The following is an 18,768-nucleotide window of genomic DNA, read 5'->3' as shown; positions in this document are numbered from 1 at the left end:
AGAAGGGCTTTATTATCAAAACTAAGCTAATCTTAGAAAGTGAAAGTTGTTCTTAGAGTACCAATGAAGCTACTGTTGTTGGTTTGATCAGTAGAATCTACGTAAATGATCCCAGGAGTGATAGAAATATTATCGTTTACAGGGTATTTGTAGAATGCTTCAATGTGGAAAGGTGTTGTATTTAAAGGACGCTCACCAACGGGATCAACAAAGTCTTGAGCTCTGGTGCTATAGGGTTGAACACCAGCAAAGATACCTAATACACTACCTTCTTTTGCAAGGTCTAAGAATGCAACACCACCACCATAGCTGTAAATGTTGTCGTTACAGTTACTATCTGGGCAAATGACAGGGTTATCAGTGGAAAGATTAACATCAGTATAGTTAAAGAAACCACTGATACTTACTCTGGGGCTTAGACGGAAAGCGGTTTGAACACCAAAAGAATCACTTTCGTAATCCGAGAACTGACTTGCTGTAAGAACAGGATTGTTAGCAACCAAAGTTCCAGTAATATCACCAAATAGAGGAGAACCAGCCTTATGGAAACCACGAACGTAGGTTAAGCCAAGGTCTAAGTTTTCACCAAAGCCGAAGTTTAATTGAGCTAAGGCCGAGTAATCTCCATCAAATAAACCAGCTCCAGGGCTAGGCTCGTTACCATTACTTGCTAAATAACCAACAGTCAAGTTAGATCTTTGTCCGAAAGGAATTGATAAACCGGCACCTGCACCTGCACCAATTCTGTAGATAGGGCTAGAGGACGCGAAGGTAGATAATGCACCATTACCGCCATCAAAATCTTCGAAGAAAGGGTTAGTAGTTGCGGCGTAGTCACTATGGATACCACCAGCTGCAGCGATAAAAGTTTGTATATCTCTGTCACCAACACTGATAGGAGCATAATAAGCTAACCAATCTAGGTCAACGTTATTTCCGTTTTCGCCAAGGTTAAAAGTTTGATTTAAAGTACCACCAGCATCTCCAATGACAGAATTTCCGCCACTAAAGGTGGAAAGATTACCACCAGCTAAGCGGGTAACGAGAGTATCTCTTCCAGTGAAGCTAGTTTCTAACGCTAGGCGAAATCTGTTACCGAAAACAGTTTGATTGTCATTGTCAGAACCAGTTAAAGCCATGATCACTTCACCATTTAGTTTGGTGGTGGTGGAGAACTGGTGATCTTCTAAGAAAGCCACTCTGCCTTCTAAGTTGTCAACTCTTGCACCTAGAGTGGCTAATTCTGTTTCAAATTCTGCAATTAATCTTCTGAGGGCAGCAATATCTTCGTCACCTACACCACCAGTACCGATTAGTCTTTCAATGGATTGCATACAGGCGTTTAAACCAGCGGCAAATTCGTAACGACTTAAGGCACGATTTCCACGGAAGGTGCGATCAGGATAGCCGACAATACAACCATAACGTTCTACTAGGCTACGTAGTGCTTCATAAGCCCAGTCTGTAGGGGAAACGTCACTGAGTTGGTTAACGGAAGTTACCTGACCTTGAGAATTAGAAACTCCCTCAGCATTGTATTGGTCTAATTGGTCAATAATTTCACTGTTGCTTTCAAAAGACTGAGAAACGGTAAAGTCTTCGTTAGCTTGAGCTTGAGCGTTTACGAGTAAACTAGCACCTAAAAGGGCTGGAGTTACTTTTAAAGATTTCCAAAAGATTTTTTTCATTGTTTTCCTCACACATTTTATATAGGACTTAAACTGAATCTTGTTTATCCTGAGTGCTATCCTAACACTAATTATATTTTTTTTCTACTAAAGTTGGGACTATTTGTTAAATTTCCTTAACTTTTCCTTAAACACAGAAGAAAATTGATTTTTTTATAATCTAAGTGTTTTCTGTAACAAATTTTCTAGGTTCATATTTGATTGACAACTAAGACCAGAGGTAGAAATATTTTGTTCCCCACTAATATCATCATTTTCAGGGAAAAATATCCATCGACTGCCTTGAGGTAAAGAGGAAAGACTACTGAGATTATTAGACAGCCATACTAAAGGCTTAGGGGGAATTTGCACATCTTCCTTCTTTTCCATAGGCTGTATGGCGGCGAGCGCCTCCAGGACCACATGATTACCTTTTATGGTGTTAGTTTTAGGAGTCCATAACTTAACATCTAGTTGCTGACGACTACAATAAAAATACAAAGATGCCGTTGCAATTACTGCTTTTTCAAATAATTCTTGATTCCAAGATTGACTATTATCAAGACAAATAATTACTTCCTGTCCCCCTGTTATAGTTTCTAATTCCCTTACCTGTAGTTCACCAAAACGAGCACTACTACGCCAGTGGATAAGCCGTGGGGGATCTCCATATCGATACTGTCTAATGGCTTTTGTAACTCCTTCAGTAGCATTCTGATATAGTTTTTCGCTCTGTTGTTGTTGGGTTTGCTCGTTGCCAATGTGATCGATGAGAGGACACTGCTTAAGAGGTAGAATCTGAGGATAGACGATCGCCCTTGTTTCTATATTACGTCTTTTTCGAGCATAAAACAAACCAATGGGAGCAGCACTTTTAATATCTAAACTATGCCAATGATAAATGCCTCTAATTTGAGCATTAGCATAATAGGTTATTTTTTTTGTTTCTTCGGGAGCAAGGCTTTCTATGGAGCTATTAACAGGCTTAGATAAAAGAAATGGTAAGTGATCTACTATTTCCACAAAGTTTTTTCCAGATTTGGTAGGATTTGTCACTGTTAACTCTATTAATAACTCGTCTCCCGCACTAATAGCCTCTATGGGAAGACGTTTAATCTTCAATTTTTTAACCGTCTGGGAAGATATAAAAATATTTAACCCCGTCAAAGCCAATGAAGTGCCACTGAGTACATATAACCATCCAGCCATGGTATTAGTAGCCGCCCCAAAAAAACTCAGGGCGATGCCCAAAAGTACCCAACCACCATAAGATGGGCTAGGTAAGTGGTTGTGCCACCAATTACTAAAACCAGAAAAAGCATCCTTTGGGAGAAAAGACTTATGACTAGAATTAAGATTCAACTTTTACTCCTCTCCAAAAAGCAACGTAGTTTTTGATGTTTTCCGCTTTTTCTTTGGGTTGAGGATAATACCATGCAGCATCTTTATTTTCTTCTCCATTTACCGCCACAGTGTAATAACTGGCGACTCCTTTCCAGCCACAGGTAGTATGGGTTTCCGTTGGTTTTAAATACTCTTGATTGATGCTGTCGGGGGGAAAATAATAATTACCTTCAACAATTTCGCAGTTTTCGCTTTGGGCAAGTGTTGCCCCATTCCAAGTTGCTTTTGCCATTTCCCTATCCTATGTTCAATTATGTTCTAATATAGTTATATATATTATTAATGTTAACTATACATTTTCAATTATATACATCATGGAATTAATTATTTGTTTCGGACTGGCTGTGTCTGTATTCAGTCTAGTAATAGCTTTGATTGTAGGTTTAGTCTCAGCACCCACTCCGATTTTGCTAGGTATTTTAGTCATTGGAATGATGTTTACTCAAAAATCCATTGATAAATTGACTACTTCTGATACTAATGTCGTCGAAGAAAAAAATAGAGAAAAAATAGAGAAAGTAGAGCTAGAAAAAACTGAAGGTAATGGCCTTTTTAGAAGTATGATATATCGAGGTTCAAATTATAATTCTCCTGAGCAAACCGCCCTTAATATCCCTAAAAAAAATATCCAATATCGTGGGGTGAAATCTAATCATAGTTCTTCTGATATTGTTTAAATATAATTTAAAACAAGAGAACTAAACGGATTTTTAATTATTAATTCTCTCTTGTTTGTTTCTAGCCATTATTAGTTTTACAGTGGGCTATTTTTTGTAAAAATTCTTCCGTTAATTTATTAAATGCTTTAGATGCCAAACAATTAGGGGCAGACATTACTACAGGCATAAACATATCTAAAGATTTAGCCACATTTACATCCATAGGAATATCTGTGGGGAACATTTTTTCTGAACTGAAATCTCGCTCTACTCTCCTTTTTACTTGGGAATAATAGCGATCGTAGCGTCCAAAAAGTCCTCCTTCTGATAAGATAAACACGATACCCAGTAAATCTAGGTTAAGGGGGTTTATTTTAGCATGTACTTTTTTCAGGTTTCTAACTCTCCTTTCCAATAGCTGTATCCCCACCAGTGAAAGAGGTTCAGGTCTTGCGGGTAATAAATAAAAATCACTAGAAGCGATCGCACTTTTGGTCAATAAATTATATCCTGGGGCGCAATCCATAATAATAAAATCATAATTGGGAGCGATAGGGCGAACAATTTGTTCTACTAATACCCTTTCAAAATTATTCCACACCTCATCAAAATTATCCGTATTATCGGAATTAACAGACTTTTGGTGCATCATTTCTGATACCAAAAATTCGTCATATAATTCTATATCTCCTGGCAAAAGAGATAAATTTGCTAAACCACAAATAGAATCAGTGATAATATCTTCAATGGTTAATTTAGCATAAGGATTTGGTTGGATAATATTATCAATTAAATAAGCTAAAGTTTTTCTTTTTTTGCGTAACTTACTAAACTCTTGGGGTGCCAAAAGACTAAGGGTTGCACTAATTTGGGAATCCAAATCTAACACCAAAACTTTCTTATTAAAATTTTTAGCTAAACAAGTAGCTAAGTTAACCGTCAAAGTAGTTTTACCCACTCCTCCCTTCATATTTACCGTGCTGATAATATAGCCCATAAAACCTTTATATTAAAACTTGAAAAATTGTCAAAACACTTCTAAATTTGCTTTTTAAAAAAGAAAAAACTTCCTTAATGATTATTAATTATTCCACCTCTTTTGTCAATTCTTCTACCATCCAACCCAGATAACGAGAAGAGCCTTTTACAATAGGTAAAGCAATTATTTCCGGAATGTCATAGGAATGTGCCTCTTGAATCTTAGTAACAATCACATCAAATTTTGTTAAATCTGTTTTAATAATCAACTGCCATTCTTCGTCACAATTTAACTTATCTTCCCAAGTATAAACCGCCGTTACAGGGGAAAAACTGACACAGGCAGCTAATTGAGACTCAATCAATATGGATGCTATTTTATGAGCTTCTTCCTCGGATGAAGCACTAACCAAAATTATGCCTAAATCTTTAAATTTCATTATCTTCCTCTACCTTAAAATTTGTATTAAATAATGATTCTAATTTATCTCTCAATAACCTTTCCCCAGATATACTACTATAAAATAATAAGTCTATTAATATTTTGGTAGCAATAACTGATTGATTTCTTTCCTCTTGTAAGTTATTTTGAAATGTATCACTATCCTTTACCAGTTTATTAAAAGTATTAAAATAGCTTTGTACTATTCCATAATATTCTTTATCATCAGAGGTTTCTATTTGCTCGAAAAGAGAGACGGCACGATGAATTAATTCATCATTTTTTTTGATTATTTTGATGATAGATGTAATTACAAAATTTAGGTCTGTTTTGTTCTTAGGAAAAGTTGTTAATTTATGTTCAATATCTAAAGCTAATAAACCTGTATATATTAGTTGTAAATAGTTGTCTAATGAATTGTAAGTTTCTGGTGATATATTTTGTGGTTCAGTTGACATATGATTTAATGGTAAATAAATTGATTTTATCTCATCAATATAAAAAATAATAAATATTTTTTGGCATTCCTTATATTAGTTTACCTATAGTTCATGGAAGAAATTATTATTAAATTATCTTGTAATACTAACTCTCGACATTTTAATGAAATTAGATGTTACATATACGATATTGTAACTTCAACTAATATTAAAGCATGGGAATTATGTAAAAAAAATATTGAGAAACCTTTTGTAGTGGTAGCAACACAACAAACTGCAGGAAAAGGACAAAGGGGTAATTCTTGGCAGTCTTCCTTGGGAGGATTGTATTTGACAGTGGTTTTGTCTCCTGAAATGGTGTTCACTAATATAAATCATTTAACTCTTTTTTGTGGCGTTGGTATTGCGGAGGAATTAAATAAATATAATGTGCCGATTCAAATTAAATGGTTAAATGATCTAATTTTGGATAATAAAAAAGTAGGGGGTATATTATCAGAAGTAAGTAGTCAAAATGGTATGATAAATAATGCTATTATTGGGGTAGGTATCAATTGGAAAAATCAAATATATTTAGATAATAGTGTTAGTCTTGATAGTTATATAAAAAAGACTAAAAATTATTTAATTAATTCTTATAATGACCTATTAAACATAATCATAAAGGGCATTTTTACTGGCTATAATGATTATATTGAAAAAGGAGGACATATTTTTATAGATAAGTATAACCAATATTTAGTTTATCAAGGTAAACCCGTTATTTATGAAGGTATAGAAGGATTTGTCTTAGGGATAGATGAAAATGGTAATTTAATAGTTAAATTTTCTTCCAAGGGGGCTAGTAGTCGAGTAATATTTTCCCCTATTGAATATGGAATTACTCCTTATAATGAGAGTGAAATAAGTAAAATTTTTGAGCGATTTACATAATATAATGATTAAGATTAAAAATATTGATTTGGGATTGATCAAAAAAGAAGCAATTTTACATTATCCTTACGAGTGTTGTGGTTTTTTGATAGGAAAAAAAGAGAAAGAAATTAAGGTAGTAGTTAGGGTAATTCCTACGGCTAATGATTGGGAAAATCAACGGGATTTATTGAAGGAAGCCATGGATAAACCTGATTACGGCATGAAGGAAAATTTTGCGATCGCCCCTAAAACCATGCTACAAGTACAAAAAGAAGTAAGAAGGGAAAATCTGGATATTATCGGCATTTATCACTCCCACCCTAATCATCCTGCTATTCCTTCAGAGTTTGACAGGGCGATCGCATGGCAGGAATATTCTTATATAATTACTTCAGTGGTGGAAAAAGAAATAAAAGAATTATATTGTTGGCAACTAGAAGAAAATAGTCAATTTAAAGAAGAAACTATAATTATCGATCAATAAAAACAGAAAAATTGATTATTATAGTTTTGTGGTGTATGAGGAAGAGGGAATGAATAAATTAAGACTCAAAACGAAAATAAAATATCCTCCCTATGTTGATAGGATAATCTTTTTGGGGGCGACTACTTACCTAATCTTGGTTGGCGCTTGGCTGTATAGACAACACCGTCAATCAGTCATTATTGATAACCAAGCATTGACAGAAACTAACCAAGAAAATGTTAACTCCACACAAAAAAATGTGGGAGATAATAATCCCTTATTGGAAAATTCCATAAACCTTAATCCTGGAGAAATTCCCCCCTTACCCTCTCAGGAAAATAATTTACCCCCAGAAATTTCTGCTCTACCAATTCCCACACCCCCTCCTTTACCCAGTGCCGTAGATTTATCACCACCACCTTTGCTAGAGTCGAATATAAAAATTCCAGACCAAAATCCTCAATCTTTACCGACACCCCCTCCTCCGACTCCCATAAGCCCCAGTCGTCCAGAAACGGTGCCAATTTTGAATGGAGATAGTTTACCACCACCGCCCACAAACTCTTCTGTTGATAATGGGGTAAGAAATTCATCGGTAGATAGTCAGAAAAAAAATGGTTTAGTTGGTGTGATTCAACTACCAGATGGGGGCGGATTTGCTCTATTTAATGTTAATAATATCACCGAAAGAGTAGCGGTGGGAAGTGCGATCGCCTCTACGGGATGGACATTAGGAGGTATCTACGATAACGAAGTAATTATTAATCGTAATAGTCAATCATTGAGTTTACGGGTAGGGGAAAGTTTTTAACTTTTAAAGCTATTTTTTGTTTAAATGAACGAATCAGCACTTCCCCGAAACTACATAAAACCTCACCTCAGTTTAGTTTGGATTTAAATTTTAGGTTTTAGGCAAATGACAATGGGAAGTAGAGGTAATAACAACATAAGGTAATTAACTTTAATTATTATCTTTTTCCTCTTCCCTCAATTATCGATTATTCTCTTGATTTGTTCCCTAATTATCTACTATTCAATTCCCCAGTTAATTTAAAACCACCCCCTCAAGGATAGCCCCTTCAAAATTAGTATTATTAGTTTGGGCATCAATTAAATTCGCATTAGTAAGATTAGCCCTCATAAAATTAGACCATGATAACTTAGCTCCAGAAAAGTTTGCCTTGGTAAAATCAGCACTACGTAAACTCACCCATGTCACCATGGCATCAGTTAAATTAGCACTATGAAAAATACCACTAGCAAAGTTACCTGCACTGAGGTTGGCATGGCTAAAATTGGCTTTACTAGCATTGATACCCACAGCATTAACGCTGTTTAATTGAGCAAAAGAAAGGTTTGCCCCTTCTAGGTTAGTATTGAGCAAAAGGGCATTGGTAAGGTTACACCCCTGTAGATTTGCCCCCTGTAGGTTTGCACCGCTGAGGTTTGCCCTACTCAAGAGACAGTTTGTCATTTGAGCTTTACTAAGATTTGCGTCTTTGAGAATGGAGTCATGGAGAAGGGCATAGATTAATTTTGATTCACTAAGGTTGGATTCTGTGAGGTTAGCCGCCCGTAAACTAGCTTCGGTAAGGTTAGATTTGGATAGGTTAGAATTGGTTAGATTAGATGTGATTAGGTTTATTCCTGTTAAATCCCCTTGAATGGTGGCATTTTGAAGGTTAGAGCCTTTGAGGTTGGTTTCAGTCAATGAGCAGTTAACAAACTCCACTCCGCTTAAGTCGGATTCTTTGAGGTTGGCACGACTTAGGTTTAAGTTACCCATAAAAACTTGACCATGAAGATCTAATTTTTCAAAGTTAGTTTCTCCTTTTTCATATCTTTCTATTAATTCTTTAATGTCCATAGTGAATATTTTTGATATTAAATTAATTGGTTAATTAGATGATGAGCTATTTTTCGAGATGCCCCTTGATTGCCCATTCTTTTTTTTCCATTTTCGGCTACTAATTGCCAATAGTCTGGATTTTCTAAGGTTGTTTTAATCTTACTTACTATTTCTTCGGGTTTCTCTAGTAGTTGAATGGAATTTCCGAGGAGATAACTTTGATTTTGGGCAAATTTACGGTTAAATTGTGGTCCTTTACCCATAATTGCCATGGCACTTTTCCCTAATCCTACAAATTGTTCGGTGGCTGTTCCTGCCATTGCGATCGCCATGTCACCATAATGAAGACAATCGGCATAGGCACCCTGACTAATACTTAATTTACCTTGTTTTGCAATAAAATTCACTATTTTTTCATCTCTGATGGGAATAGCTGATTTAAGGTTGTCTATCCTTTGCCACGGGGGGTTAAGGGCTTCTATAAATGGTTCAGAGGGCAAAGAAGGTGCGATCGCACTCAGGAACAAAAATTGATAATTAGTAGATTCTAAAAGATAATCCACGGCTTTGAGAATAAGTCGCCAATTATCTAGGGCTTCGGGCATTCTCGAACCAGGTAAAAGCACTATTTTTAAATGATCTTCATAGAGATCAAATTCTAGGTTAAAATGATGGTCTGCGATACCATCCATCATGGGATTACCCACATCAAAGGCATTAATCTTAAAGTTTTGGAGACTGTGGGCGGTAATGGTATCCCTCGGAAACACTCCCTGACATCGAGGATGACTCATCAACCATCTTTCCCAAGGGTAAAAAACACTGCCAAAAAAATGATCCAAACCATTGGTATGGGGCAACCAACCCTTCTCATTTTTCCATAAATATTCTGATTTTGCCGTGGGTACAAAACTAAATTCTGCCCCACTCAACCAAGCAAAAATTAAGGGTAATATATCCCCCACTGCCAAGATTTTGCCCCCACCCTTTGCCCATTTTTTGACGGCTTTATGTTGAGCCATGGTAAGTTGTATTAAACCCTGTTTCATATCCCCTAACAGTTGTTTTTTGTCCATATAAACAAAACCCCCAGAAGGCATTTGTTTTACGGGGGCTATGATGGGTATATTTGCTTGACGATAAGCAAAACCCTCCCCTACCAAGGGCAAAGAGGCGATCGCCATTTCTGGCTCCATCAACTGTAATTCCTTAATGATTTTAACGGCGATGGTATCTTCTCCATGACCATTACTCAATACTAATAATTTCATCTATAGTCAAAATATGCTGATAGCTTATTAATATTAAGCATTTTTGAGGAAAAAGAAAAAAGAATCAAAAAATTGACAACCGACAAAGGACAATAGACAATGAAACTTCAAATATTAGCACCGTTTTAAATCGCCCCTGTGTCTTCTTCTATCTAACGCAGAATAAATTATTGCTTATGAAAAACTAGCTATCACTCAATCTTTCAAAATCTATTATCAACCATGGAAATTTTAATTGTAGAAGACGAAAACGAAATCGCTCAACTAATAAACTCCTGCCTAACTAGAGAAGGATTCCATTGTAGTATCGTTTATGATGGCGTATCAGCCCTCGAAAAAGCGAAGGAAATACAGCCCGATTTAATCCTTTTAGACTTGATGTTACCTAAACTAGACGGGTTAGAAGTGTGTAACCGTTTGCGAAATCAACCCCTCGAAAAAGATCCCTATATTCTCATGTTAACCGCCAAAGGAGAAGAAATCGATCGCATCGTAGGACTTTCTACAGGGGCAGATGATTATTTAGTAAAACCCTTTAGCACCAGAGAATTAGTGGCAAGGGTAAGGGCTTTGTTGCGTCGTAGTTTACGCCATGGGGCAATGCAACAGGCGCAAATATATCAGACTAGCCATTTTAGCGTCAATTTAGATGAACATACTGCCACAAGACAATTAGAGGGAGAAAAAATTGAGGAATTGGATTTAACCGCCCTTGAGCTTAATTTACTGTGCACTTTCGTCAGCTATCCTCATAAAGTGTGGAGTCGCACCCAATTAATTGATAAACTTTGGGGAGCAGATTTTTTTGGGGATGAGAGGGTTGTAGATACTCACATTCGCCGTTTACGTAAAAAGATTGAGATTAATCCAGCCCAGCCGATTTTTTTGAAAACGGTGGTGGGGATAGGATATAAATTTGAAGACTAAAAAACCCCCAAATAATTGAGGGTTTCGACCATAGTATGTTTATTACTAAATACTATTGAACAATAATTTTTCCGTTCATTCCAGCACCACGGTGAGGCTCACAATAGTAGCTGTATTCCCCCGGCTCATCAAAAGTAGCTTCAAAGGATTCTCCAGCGGCAAATGCCAAACCTTTGTGGCTTAATTCCGCTGCATTGGGGGCAGAGCTATCAAATACTACGTTATGGGGGGCTAGTTTATTGTTTATCCATTTTACGGTGTCACCTGCTTGGATGGTTACTTCAGCAGGTTGGAAAGCCAACATTCCACTATCTGCACCCATTTTAACCTCTACGGTGGCAGCATTAGCGGGGGCAGTTGCGGAGATTACTACCATCATGGCTAATACTAAGGAAGATAAAAATAATCCTATTTTCTTAAACATTTTTGCTTGTATTTTTTTTTAATGGTTCTTTATTACTCATGATCATAATATGAAGTTTGACCCGTTGTCAATTATTTGGGTTCAAATATTTTGCGGTTGATCAATTTAGATCCGAATTTTAGTTTAAATGGGCAGCGTCGCTGGTATGTTCAATTATTATCGAGGGTTTTTTCTTCGATGTAAAATCTTTTTTTGTCGGTATCGAAAAATATATCGTAACTTTCTAATTCTTGGGGGGTAGCTTTCAAAAAGTTATCGTACCCTGAGTGTTGGACAAAGCTCGTCTTTTTCAAAATTTGCCATACTTCGTGACGGGGTAAGTATTTTCTTTTTTCTTCGGGAATTATTTTACTAGGTTGTAGTGTTTTGCTATTTTTCGCTTTTGATTTTCTTTGCTTATTTAGATGATTATTTTCTAATTCTTCTATTCTGGTAATTAACGGTGCGATCGCCCTTTGTACTATTTCATTAATTTGTTGCTCGTTATAGTTTAACTCTTGGGTATCATAACAGTTATTTTTATTACTTAAAAAGTCGTTAATTAACTGATTTACTAATAAATTAAGACTAATCTTTCTCTCCTGAGAAATGTTAGTCAATTTCTCTAAGTATGCTGACTTAAGTTTTATTAATATCTCGACCTCATCAGGGTAATTATTCATAAACACAAGCTAAATTTACTATTTAATAACTGGTTTGGTTGACCATATAACGGGCTTCCTCATTTACTTCCATGGCTAATCTAAATAGCTCTTGGGCAGTGTGTAAACAATCGTAATCGTAACTCATTGTAAATCTCTGTAATTCTTCAATGGCATCACTAATATGATTCAAACAATAGTAACAATTAGCCGCTACCCCTGCATATCGTGGCGGATTTGGTTGAGATTTTAAAATTGATTTTCCCCGCTCATAATGTCCTTGACAATTATCTAAATAATCACAAAAAATTGACATCAAATCATCATCAAAAGGATCTGCAGATAGTTCATCTAATTCTTCTTCTAAAGGGTAAATTATCTGCTCAATGAGATAATTTAAAGGAGCATAAACATTATCTAACCATTCAAATTGAGAAATATCTTGGGCTTGGTGCGATCGCCTGTTAGCATGATAATATTGAGAAGCCGATTCACTTTGAGATTGTCGATAATTGACCGAATTATATTGTTTATCTGCTAAAGTGCGATCGTAATTCAAGCGATTTTTTTGATCTCCCAACACCTCATAAGCCGCATTAATCTTGATAATTTCCTCATGATTAGCCGTTTCCTCTTGGCTATCAGGATGATACTTTTTCACCAAGCGACGGTAAGCCCGTTTAACTTCTTCCGTAGAAGCAGAAGATTGTATTTCTAAAATTTGGTAATAGTCCATAAAAGGAAATCTCAATAAAGTGTCAGGAAATCAATTTAAAATAATTAAACTTCAATAAAAAAATCCCGTAATAGGCAATGGTAAGAACAATAAATAAACACCCAAATACTCAAGCGTCAATTATTAAAAGTCTTTAAATAAAGGAGTACTAAGATAACGTTCGCCAAAACTAGGTTGAATCATCACAATAATTTTATCCTTATTTTCTGGTCTTTGAGCCAATTTTATGGAGGCAGCAAGCGCTGCCCCAGTGGAAATACCTGACAGGATACCTTCCTGCCTTGCCAACCTTCTACCATAATTAATCGCTTCATCATCGGTGACAGTAATCACTTCATCAATCAAATCAACCCTCAAAACCTCTGGAATAAATCCAGCCCCAATTCCTTGTATTTTGTGAGAACCAGGTTTATTTCCCGATATTACAGCACTATTGACAGGCTCAACGGCAACAGTTTTAAATTCTGGCTTTTTACTCTTAATTACTTCACTAATACCCGTAATTGTTCCTCCAGTACCTACCCCCGCCACCAAAAAATCAACTTTTCCATCAGTATCTTCCCAAATTTCAAGGGCAGTAGAAAGACGATGAATTTCAGGATTCGCAGGGTTATTAAACTGTTGCAACATATAAGCATGGGGCATGGTTTCCACAATTTCCTGTGCCCTAGAAATACAACCACGCATCCCCAAACTACCAGGGGTTAACTCCAATTTTGCCCCAAAAGCCCTCAACATAGATCTTCTTTCTTCACTCATAGTTTCAGGCATAGTTAAAACTAATTGATAACCCTTGGCCGCAGCTGCCATAGCAAGGGCTATTCCTGTATTTCCAGAAGTCGGCTCAACTAAAATAGTTTCATTTGGGGTAATGAGTCCAGCTTTTTCGGCCGCATTTATCATATTTACCCCAATTCTATCTTTTACCGAAGCTGATGGGTTCATTCCTTCTAGTTTTACCAGTATATCCGCCCTACATCCTTCTGCTTGGGGAATACGGTTTAATCTCACTAAAGGAGTTTTGCCAATTAATTCGGTAATATTTTGAGCGACTTTCATCTTTTTTTTACTTATGATCCAGTGGTATCTACATTATTGATCATACCGAGAACTGTAACTTATACCAATTATTCATAAACTTAAATTCTCACAAAATCATTACTGATTATCCTTGACGTAATTTCTGTCTCCCTAAATTTACGTAACTTCACCTAGAATTAAACAAAAAGTTAGAATTTAGATTAAGATATTGTCTTGATTGTTATAAAATTTCGGAGTTAATCGCAAAATGGGGTTTTTTGATCGTTTTTCTGAATCTCAAGACATGGGCATTGACTTAGGCACAGCCAATACCTTAATTTATGTACCAGGCAAAGATATTGTCTTAAATGAGCCTTCTGTGATTGCTGTAGATATAGAAAAACAAGTCACTGTTGCTGTGGGAGAAAGTGCTAGAAATATGTTAGGGCGCACCCCTGCCTCTATAAAAACTATCCGTCCTCTCAAGGATGGGGTGATTACGGATGTGAAGGTTACGGAGATGATGCTGAGGGAGTTTATCAGGAAGGTTAAGGGTAATAATTCCTTAAGTCGTTCTCGTATTATTATTGGTGTACCCAGTGGTATTACTTCTGTGGAAAGAAAAGCCGTGGAGGAAGCCATGGAAAGTTCAGGCTCTGGGGGCATTGAGAATATAGAATTTATTGATGAACCTATTGCGGCTGCCATCGGGGCTGGTTTGCCTGTGGAGGAGGCTGTGGGCAGTATGATTGTGGATATTGGTGGTGGTACTACGGAAGTGGCGGTATTGAGTTATCAGGGTATTGTTTATAGTGATTCTGTGCGGGTTGCGGGGGATGAAATTAGCGATTCTATTGTCCGTCATCTCAAGAAGGTTTATAACCTTATTATTGGCGAGCGCACCGCAGAACAAATTAAGATAGAATTAGGTTCGGCCTATCCTGGTGATCATGATCAGAAGGAAATGGAAATCAGGGGTTTATATATGGTAAGTGGTTTACCCAAAACTGTTACTATCTCCTCTGAGGAAATTCGAGGTTGTATTTCTGAGCCTGTGGGGGTTATCGTTGAGGCTATCAAGAAAACCCTAGAAAGGACTCCTCCTGAGTTGGCGGGGGATATTATTGATAGGGGAATCATGCTCGCAGGTGGTGGTGCTTTGTTGCGAGGCATTGATAGTTTAATTACTAATGAAACGGGTATCATTACTCACATTGCCCCTAATCCTTTGCAGTGTGTTGTTTATGGTACTGGTAAGGTTTTGGAAGATTATGACAGGTTGGCTAGGGCTAGTCGCAAAAGATCTTAATTTACTTAAAAACTCTATTTTTGATTTTTTTTTATATGCTAAATAGCTATTTTTTTATAGTTATTTGTTGCTATATAATAAACAATTTGCTCATTGTTTAAATAAAATTTTTATCTAGTTTTAAGTATAGAAAATATTTAAATATGTAAGGCAAAATAGGTTTTAGGTTGATTTAAATTATTTTTTGTTATAGATAGTTTAGGTTTTAATTGTTACTAAATTTAATGGTATTGTGAGAATAATTCGGCGTTGGTGGCTCAAAAAAGGTAGTCAGTTTATTTGGGGTTTGGTGGCTTTGGCGATCGCATTTGCATTTTATCAAACCCAAGGGGCATTAATAAATGAAGTCCTTTATGGTGCATCTTCTATTTTCCGTTATGACATTAGTGTAGAGCAAGAAAGGCTATATGGCGATCGCCTTGTACAACAATTAGAAAACGAAATTAACCAATTGCAAATCCAAAACAGACAATTAAGGGAAATAGTAGATTATAAAAACCAAAATCCAAACAACATAGTAACGACGAGAATTATCGGCAGAAGCCCCGATTCTTGGTGGCAAATTGTCACCATTGATGCTGGGGCAAATCAAGGCATCGAAGAGAATAATCCCGTTATGGCCATTGGTGGCTTGGTAGGAAGAATTACCCAAGTTACTCCTAATACCAGCCGAGTATTGCTCATTAGTGATTATAATAGTCGTGTGGGCGCCACCCTCAACCGCACTGGTTATCAAGGTTTTATCAAAGGGCAATCTACCCAAACCGGTATTATGGAATTTTACGAAAAAGTAACCGATGTGGAGGAAGGAGATTTGATTACTACTTCTAATCTAAGCACTCTTTTCCCCCCTGATATTCCCATCGGTAAAGTTGTTTCTCTTAATATTAACCGTAGTCCAGCCCCCGAAGCAGAGATTGAATTTACTGCCCCCGTGGACTTTCTAAACTGGGTGATGGTGGTAACTAATTAGGAATTGAGAATTAAATCATTCTTCATCAAGACGTAATAGTTTGCGATAAAATTTTTGAGAAAAATCTGTTTTACGGGAAGATTGAAACTCTTTTATTAATAATATTAAAAACTGTAAAAATTCAGAATTAGGTAAATTAATTTCATAACTTAAATCAGCACTGCCATCAAACTGTAAACGACATCTAGTCAACTCTGAGGGTAAACGAGAAACATACCAAATTGCTACAAAAGGAATACTATCACCGCCATCAATAATTCTTTCCCCTTCTAAATATCCTTGTTGATATAATGCGAGAGCATAGGGTAGAATTTCCTGCTGTTCTCTGGAATAATAGGGTTGATACATCAAGGTATCGGCTTTGGTGGCAGGTTGTAACTTTTCAATGGTAGCCATAGACTTTTTTGGGTAACAATACGATCATGGAAGTTATCAATCCTTAATTGTACCCTTTTCTTTGGGTCAAAATAGCTTATTCTTTAACTTTTTCATTACATTATGGTCATTTCTTCTCCCCCTCGTTATCTTGTCAGTGTAGCACCGATGATGGATTATAGCGATCGCCATTTTCGCTACATTATGCGTCAGATGACCAAAAAAAGCCTACTCTATACAGAAATGATTAATACTCAAGCTATTATACATGGCGATCGCCCGAAATTGTTAGACTTTTCCTTGGCTGAAAAACCCGTCGCCCTACAACTAGGGGGAGATAACCCTGCCCAACTGGCAGAATGTGCCAAAATTGTGGAGGATTGGGGCTATGACGAAGTTAATCTTAATGTGGGTTGCCCTAGTTCGAGGGTACAAAGTGGAAATTTTGGGGCTTGTTTGATGGCACAACCACAAAAGGTTGCCGAGTGCATCGAAGCCATGACGAAGGCGGTTAATATTCCTGTTACGGTAAAACATCGCATCGGTATTGATGAGCAAGATAGTTATGAACATATGGCAAACTTTGTTAAAGTTGTTGCCCAAGCTGGATGTCAAAGGTTTGTTGTTCATGCTCGAAAAGCGTGGTTACAGGGTTTAAGCCCCAAGGAAAACCGTAATATTCCTCCCCTACGTTATGGGGATGTATATCGTCTTAAACAGGATTTTCCTCACCTCACCATCGAAATTAATGGCGGTATTACTACCCTTGAACAAATTAAGGCTCAATTTCCCATGGTTGATGGAGTGATGATAGGGAGGGTTGCCTGTGATAATCCCTATGTTTTAGCTAGTATTGATCAAGAAATTTATGGGGATGATACCCCTATTAAAACCAGAGAGGAAGTTATTGAGAGTGTTTTAGAGTATGTGGATTCTTGGGGCGATCGCCATGTAAAATTAAATGCTATCATGCGCCACCTGTTGCAAATTTTTGCAGGGCAACCAGGGACAAAAATATGGAAACGTCACCTCACGGAAAATGGTTATAACCCTGATGCTGATTCTCAGTTAGTGAGGGAAGCATTATCTTTGAGGGAATTAGTTAATAATTAGGTTTTAGGGGTTAGGTGGTAGGCATTAGGTTGAACATCAATATATTATCTGTAAAGTCAAAACCCTCGTAAAATAGAATCATCGATAAGCCATCAAAAGTTAGTAAAGACAGTTTTCTAAGTCAAAATATTGTTAATTATCAATTATTCTCACCATTGCCTATTCCCCATTCCCTGCCCCAACCTCGCCCACTTTACAGTAATTTTTGACATTCTTGGGCGGCACGATGCAAGAGAGAATGACGATAAACTAACTCATGAATATCTTTACTGTAACCCCCTCCAATGACACAGGCGACAGGATAACCTTGGGCTAGGCAGGTGCTTAAAACTTGCATTTCCCGTCTATATATCCCCGTATCCGTAAGACAAAGTTTGCCGAGACGATCGCCCCTATGGGTATCTACACCGGCATCGTAGAGGACTAAATCAGGTTTTATTTCTTGCAAAAGAGAGGGTAAATGGGAGGCGAGAATTTGTAGATAACCGTCATCATCCAAGCCCACGGGCAGGGGAATATCTAAATCACTGGTTTGTTTACGGTAGGGAAAATTGGCTTCACAGTGCATAGAAAAGGTAAACACCCTCGGTTCATTTTTGAAGGTGTAGGCGGTACCATCTCCTTGGTGGACATCTAAATCAACGATCAAAATTTTTTCCACTAATTTAGTTTCTAATAAATGACGAGAGGCGATCGCCAAATCATTAAAAATACAAAACCCCGAACCGTACTCTGGAAAGGCGTGGTGGGTACCTCCTGCGGTGTTACAACATAAACCATATTTCAGGGCTAATTGAGCGGTTAAAACCGTCCCTACTACGGCGGTACAGGTTCTTTTTACTAGCCCTTCGCTCCACGGTAAGCCTATGCGTCGTAGGGCTTTAGGATCTAATGTACCATCACAATATTTCTGCACATAGTCGGGGTGATGGACTAATTGTAAAGTCTCGGCAGTGGCCATGGTGGGGGCATAGGTAAGGCTTGGGATGGTGATACCATCATGGAGTAGCAATTCATAGAGCAACTTAAATTTGGGCATGGGAAAGCGATGCTCTTGGGGCAGAGGGGTTACATAATTGGGGTGATAGACGACAGGTAAACTCATCTAGTAATTGATAATTGATAGTGGATAATTGATAATAGGGGTAGTTAAATTTTT

At 37.0% G+C, this 18,768-nt stretch carries 22 protein-coding genes; 8 read left to right on the top strand and 14 right to left on the bottom strand.

Annotated features, from left to right (window positions below; all coding sequences use genetic code 11):
* Nucleotides 1-32 precede the first annotated feature (32 nt).
* From AA637_RS05965 to AA637_RS05955, 3 genes are all read right to left on the bottom strand, one after another.
* Complete coding sequence (locus AA637_RS05965; protein WP_446684296.1) at nucleotides 33-1,688, bottom strand: iron uptake porin; 1,656 nt, start codon at nucleotides 1,686-1,688, stop codon at nucleotides 33-35.
* Between the two features lie 153 nt (nucleotides 1,689-1,841).
* Nucleotides 1,842-3,029 (bottom strand): DUF58 domain-containing protein, encoded by a 1,188-nt coding sequence (locus AA637_RS05960; protein ID WP_446684295.1) that lies wholly within the window; start codon nucleotides 3,027-3,029, stop codon nucleotides 1,842-1,844.
* Nucleotides 3,019-3,303 (bottom strand): DUF427 domain-containing protein, encoded by a 285-nt coding sequence (locus AA637_RS05955; protein WP_446684294.1) that lies wholly within the window; start codon nucleotides 3,301-3,303, stop codon nucleotides 3,019-3,021. Before AA637_RS05955 ends, AA637_RS05960 begins: the two co-directional genes overlap by 11 nt.
* An 82-nt stretch (nucleotides 3,304-3,385) precedes the next feature.
* Here AA637_RS05955 and AA637_RS05950 point away from each other — a divergent pair, with 82 nt between their 5' ends.
* Complete coding sequence (locus tag AA637_RS05950; protein WP_446684293.1) at nucleotides 3,386-3,748, top strand: hypothetical protein; 363 nt, start codon at nucleotides 3,386-3,388, stop codon at nucleotides 3,746-3,748.
* Between the two features lie 61 nt (nucleotides 3,749-3,809).
* On the opposite strand, the gene AA637_RS05945 is transcribed toward AA637_RS05950, so the two are convergent.
* The 3 genes from AA637_RS05945 to AA637_RS05935 all read right to left on the bottom strand — a co-directional run bounded on the left by AA637_RS05945 (nucleotide 3,810) and on the right by AA637_RS05935 (nucleotide 5,608).
* Complete coding sequence (locus tag AA637_RS05945) at nucleotides 3,810-4,727, bottom strand: ParA family protein (RefSeq protein ID WP_446684292.1); 918 nt, start codon at nucleotides 4,725-4,727, stop codon at nucleotides 3,810-3,812.
* A gap of 88 nt (nucleotides 4,728-4,815) precedes the next feature.
* The gene (gene cutA / locus AA637_RS05940; RefSeq protein ID WP_446684291.1) at nucleotides 4,816-5,148 is read right to left on the bottom strand and encodes a divalent-cation tolerance protein CutA; all 333 of its coding nucleotides are present in this window, start codon (nucleotides 5,146-5,148) and stop codon (nucleotides 4,816-4,818) included.
* On the bottom strand, nucleotides 5,138-5,608 hold the full coding sequence (locus AA637_RS05935; protein ID WP_446684290.1) for a DUF3038 domain-containing protein: 471 nt from the start codon (nucleotides 5,606-5,608) through the stop codon (nucleotides 5,138-5,140). The genes cutA and AA637_RS05935 overlap by 11 nt, the downstream gene beginning before the upstream one ends.
* Nucleotides 5,609-5,701: 93 nt before the next feature.
* On the opposite strand from AA637_RS05935, the gene AA637_RS05930 reads away from it, so the two are divergent.
* From AA637_RS05930 to AA637_RS05920, 3 genes are read left to right on the top strand one after another with little or no spacing between them, the layout of a single operon-like run.
* Nucleotides 5,702-6,523, top strand: coding sequence for a biotin--[acetyl-CoA-carboxylase] ligase (locus AA637_RS05930; protein ID WP_446684289.1), 822 nt, complete (start codon nucleotides 5,702-5,704; stop codon nucleotides 6,521-6,523).
* A gap of 4 nt (nucleotides 6,524-6,527) precedes the next feature.
* Nucleotides 6,528-6,989: a M67 family metallopeptidase gene (locus AA637_RS05925; protein ID WP_446684288.1), complete on the top strand. Its 462-nt coding sequence runs from the start codon at nucleotides 6,528-6,530 to the stop codon at nucleotides 6,987-6,989.
* 49 nt (nucleotides 6,990-7,038) lie between these two features.
* Nucleotides 7,039-7,782 carry a hypothetical protein gene (locus tag AA637_RS05920; RefSeq protein WP_446684287.1) on the top strand — a complete coding sequence of 248 codons (744 nt, stop codon included), beginning with the start codon at nucleotides 7,039-7,041 and terminating at the stop codon, nucleotides 7,780-7,782.
* 234 nt (nucleotides 7,783-8,016) lie between these two features.
* Here AA637_RS05920 and AA637_RS05915 read toward each other — a convergent pair whose 3' ends face one another.
* Nucleotides 8,017-8,838 carry a pentapeptide repeat-containing protein gene (locus AA637_RS05915; protein ID WP_446684286.1) on the bottom strand — a complete coding sequence of 274 codons (822 nt, stop codon included), beginning with the start codon at nucleotides 8,836-8,838 and terminating at the stop codon, nucleotides 8,017-8,019.
* Between the two features lie 17 nt (nucleotides 8,839-8,855).
* Complete coding sequence (locus AA637_RS05910) at nucleotides 8,856-10,091, bottom strand: lipid-A-disaccharide synthase-related protein (RefSeq protein ID WP_446684285.1); 1,236 nt, start codon at nucleotides 10,089-10,091, stop codon at nucleotides 8,856-8,858.
* Nucleotides 10,092-10,313: 222 nt separating this feature from the next.
* Between AA637_RS05910 and AA637_RS05905 the strand changes: the two genes are divergently transcribed.
* Nucleotides 10,314-11,018, top strand: coding sequence for a response regulator transcription factor (locus tag AA637_RS05905; protein ID WP_446684284.1), 705 nt, complete (start codon nucleotides 10,314-10,316; stop codon nucleotides 11,016-11,018).
* A 52-nt stretch (nucleotides 11,019-11,070) separates the two neighbouring features.
* On the opposite strand, the gene petE is transcribed toward AA637_RS05905, so the two are convergent.
* The 4 genes from petE to cysK all read right to left on the bottom strand — a co-directional run bounded on the left by petE (nucleotide 11,071) and on the right by cysK (nucleotide 13,878).
* Entirely contained in the window at nucleotides 11,071-11,442 is a 372-nt protein-coding gene (petE, locus tag AA637_RS05900) for a plastocyanin (RefSeq protein WP_446684283.1), read from the bottom strand.
* A 149-nt stretch (nucleotides 11,443-11,591) separates the two neighbouring features.
* Nucleotides 11,592-12,041: a hypothetical protein gene (locus AA637_RS05895; protein WP_446684282.1), complete on the bottom strand. Its 450-nt coding sequence runs from the start codon at nucleotides 12,039-12,041 to the stop codon at nucleotides 11,592-11,594.
* An 85-nt stretch (nucleotides 12,042-12,126) separates the two neighbouring features.
* Complete coding sequence (locus tag AA637_RS05890) at nucleotides 12,127-12,819, bottom strand: DnaJ domain-containing protein (protein ID WP_446684281.1); 693 nt, start codon at nucleotides 12,817-12,819, stop codon at nucleotides 12,127-12,129.
* A 123-nt stretch (nucleotides 12,820-12,942) separates the two neighbouring features.
* Complete coding sequence (cysK, locus tag AA637_RS05885; protein ID WP_446684280.1) at nucleotides 12,943-13,878, bottom strand: cysteine synthase A; 936 nt, start codon at nucleotides 13,876-13,878, stop codon at nucleotides 12,943-12,945.
* A 229-nt stretch (nucleotides 13,879-14,107) separates the two neighbouring features.
* Between cysK and AA637_RS05880 the strand changes: the two genes are divergently transcribed.
* Nucleotides 14,108-15,148, top strand: coding sequence for a rod shape-determining protein (locus AA637_RS05880; RefSeq protein ID WP_069790902.1), 1,041 nt, complete (start codon nucleotides 14,108-14,110; stop codon nucleotides 15,146-15,148).
* 232 nt (nucleotides 15,149-15,380) lie between these two features.
* The gene (gene mreC, locus AA637_RS05875) at nucleotides 15,381-16,121 is read left to right on the top strand and encodes a rod shape-determining protein MreC (RefSeq protein WP_446684279.1); all 741 of its coding nucleotides are present in this window, start codon (nucleotides 15,381-15,383) and stop codon (nucleotides 16,119-16,121) included.
* 15 nt (nucleotides 16,122-16,136) lie between these two features.
* Here the strand turns inward: mreC and ebsA are convergent, their stop codons facing one another.
* Nucleotides 16,137-16,517, bottom strand: coding sequence for a type IV pilus biogenesis protein EbsA (gene ebsA / locus AA637_RS05870; protein WP_069790900.1), 381 nt, complete (start codon nucleotides 16,515-16,517; stop codon nucleotides 16,137-16,139).
* A 102-nt stretch (nucleotides 16,518-16,619) separates the two neighbouring features.
* Between ebsA and dusA the strand changes: the two genes are divergently transcribed.
* The gene (dusA, locus tag AA637_RS05865) at nucleotides 16,620-17,609 is read left to right on the top strand and encodes a tRNA dihydrouridine(20/20a) synthase DusA (RefSeq protein ID WP_446684278.1); all 990 of its coding nucleotides are present in this window, start codon (nucleotides 16,620-16,622) and stop codon (nucleotides 17,607-17,609) included.
* A 193-nt stretch (nucleotides 17,610-17,802) separates the two neighbouring features.
* Here the strand turns inward: dusA and AA637_RS05860 are convergent, their stop codons facing one another.
* Nucleotides 17,803-18,714, bottom strand: coding sequence for a histone deacetylase family protein (locus tag AA637_RS05860; protein WP_446684277.1), 912 nt, complete (start codon nucleotides 18,712-18,714; stop codon nucleotides 17,803-17,805).
* Between the last annotated feature and the right edge of the window lie 54 nt (nucleotides 18,715-18,768).

The sequence above is a fragment of the Cyanobacterium sp. HL-69 genome, from assembly GCA_002813895.1.
Taxonomy (GTDB): domain Bacteria; phylum Cyanobacteriota; class Cyanobacteriia; order Cyanobacteriales; family Cyanobacteriaceae; genus Cyanobacterium.
This window is presented reverse-complemented; position numbering and strand designations above follow the sequence as displayed.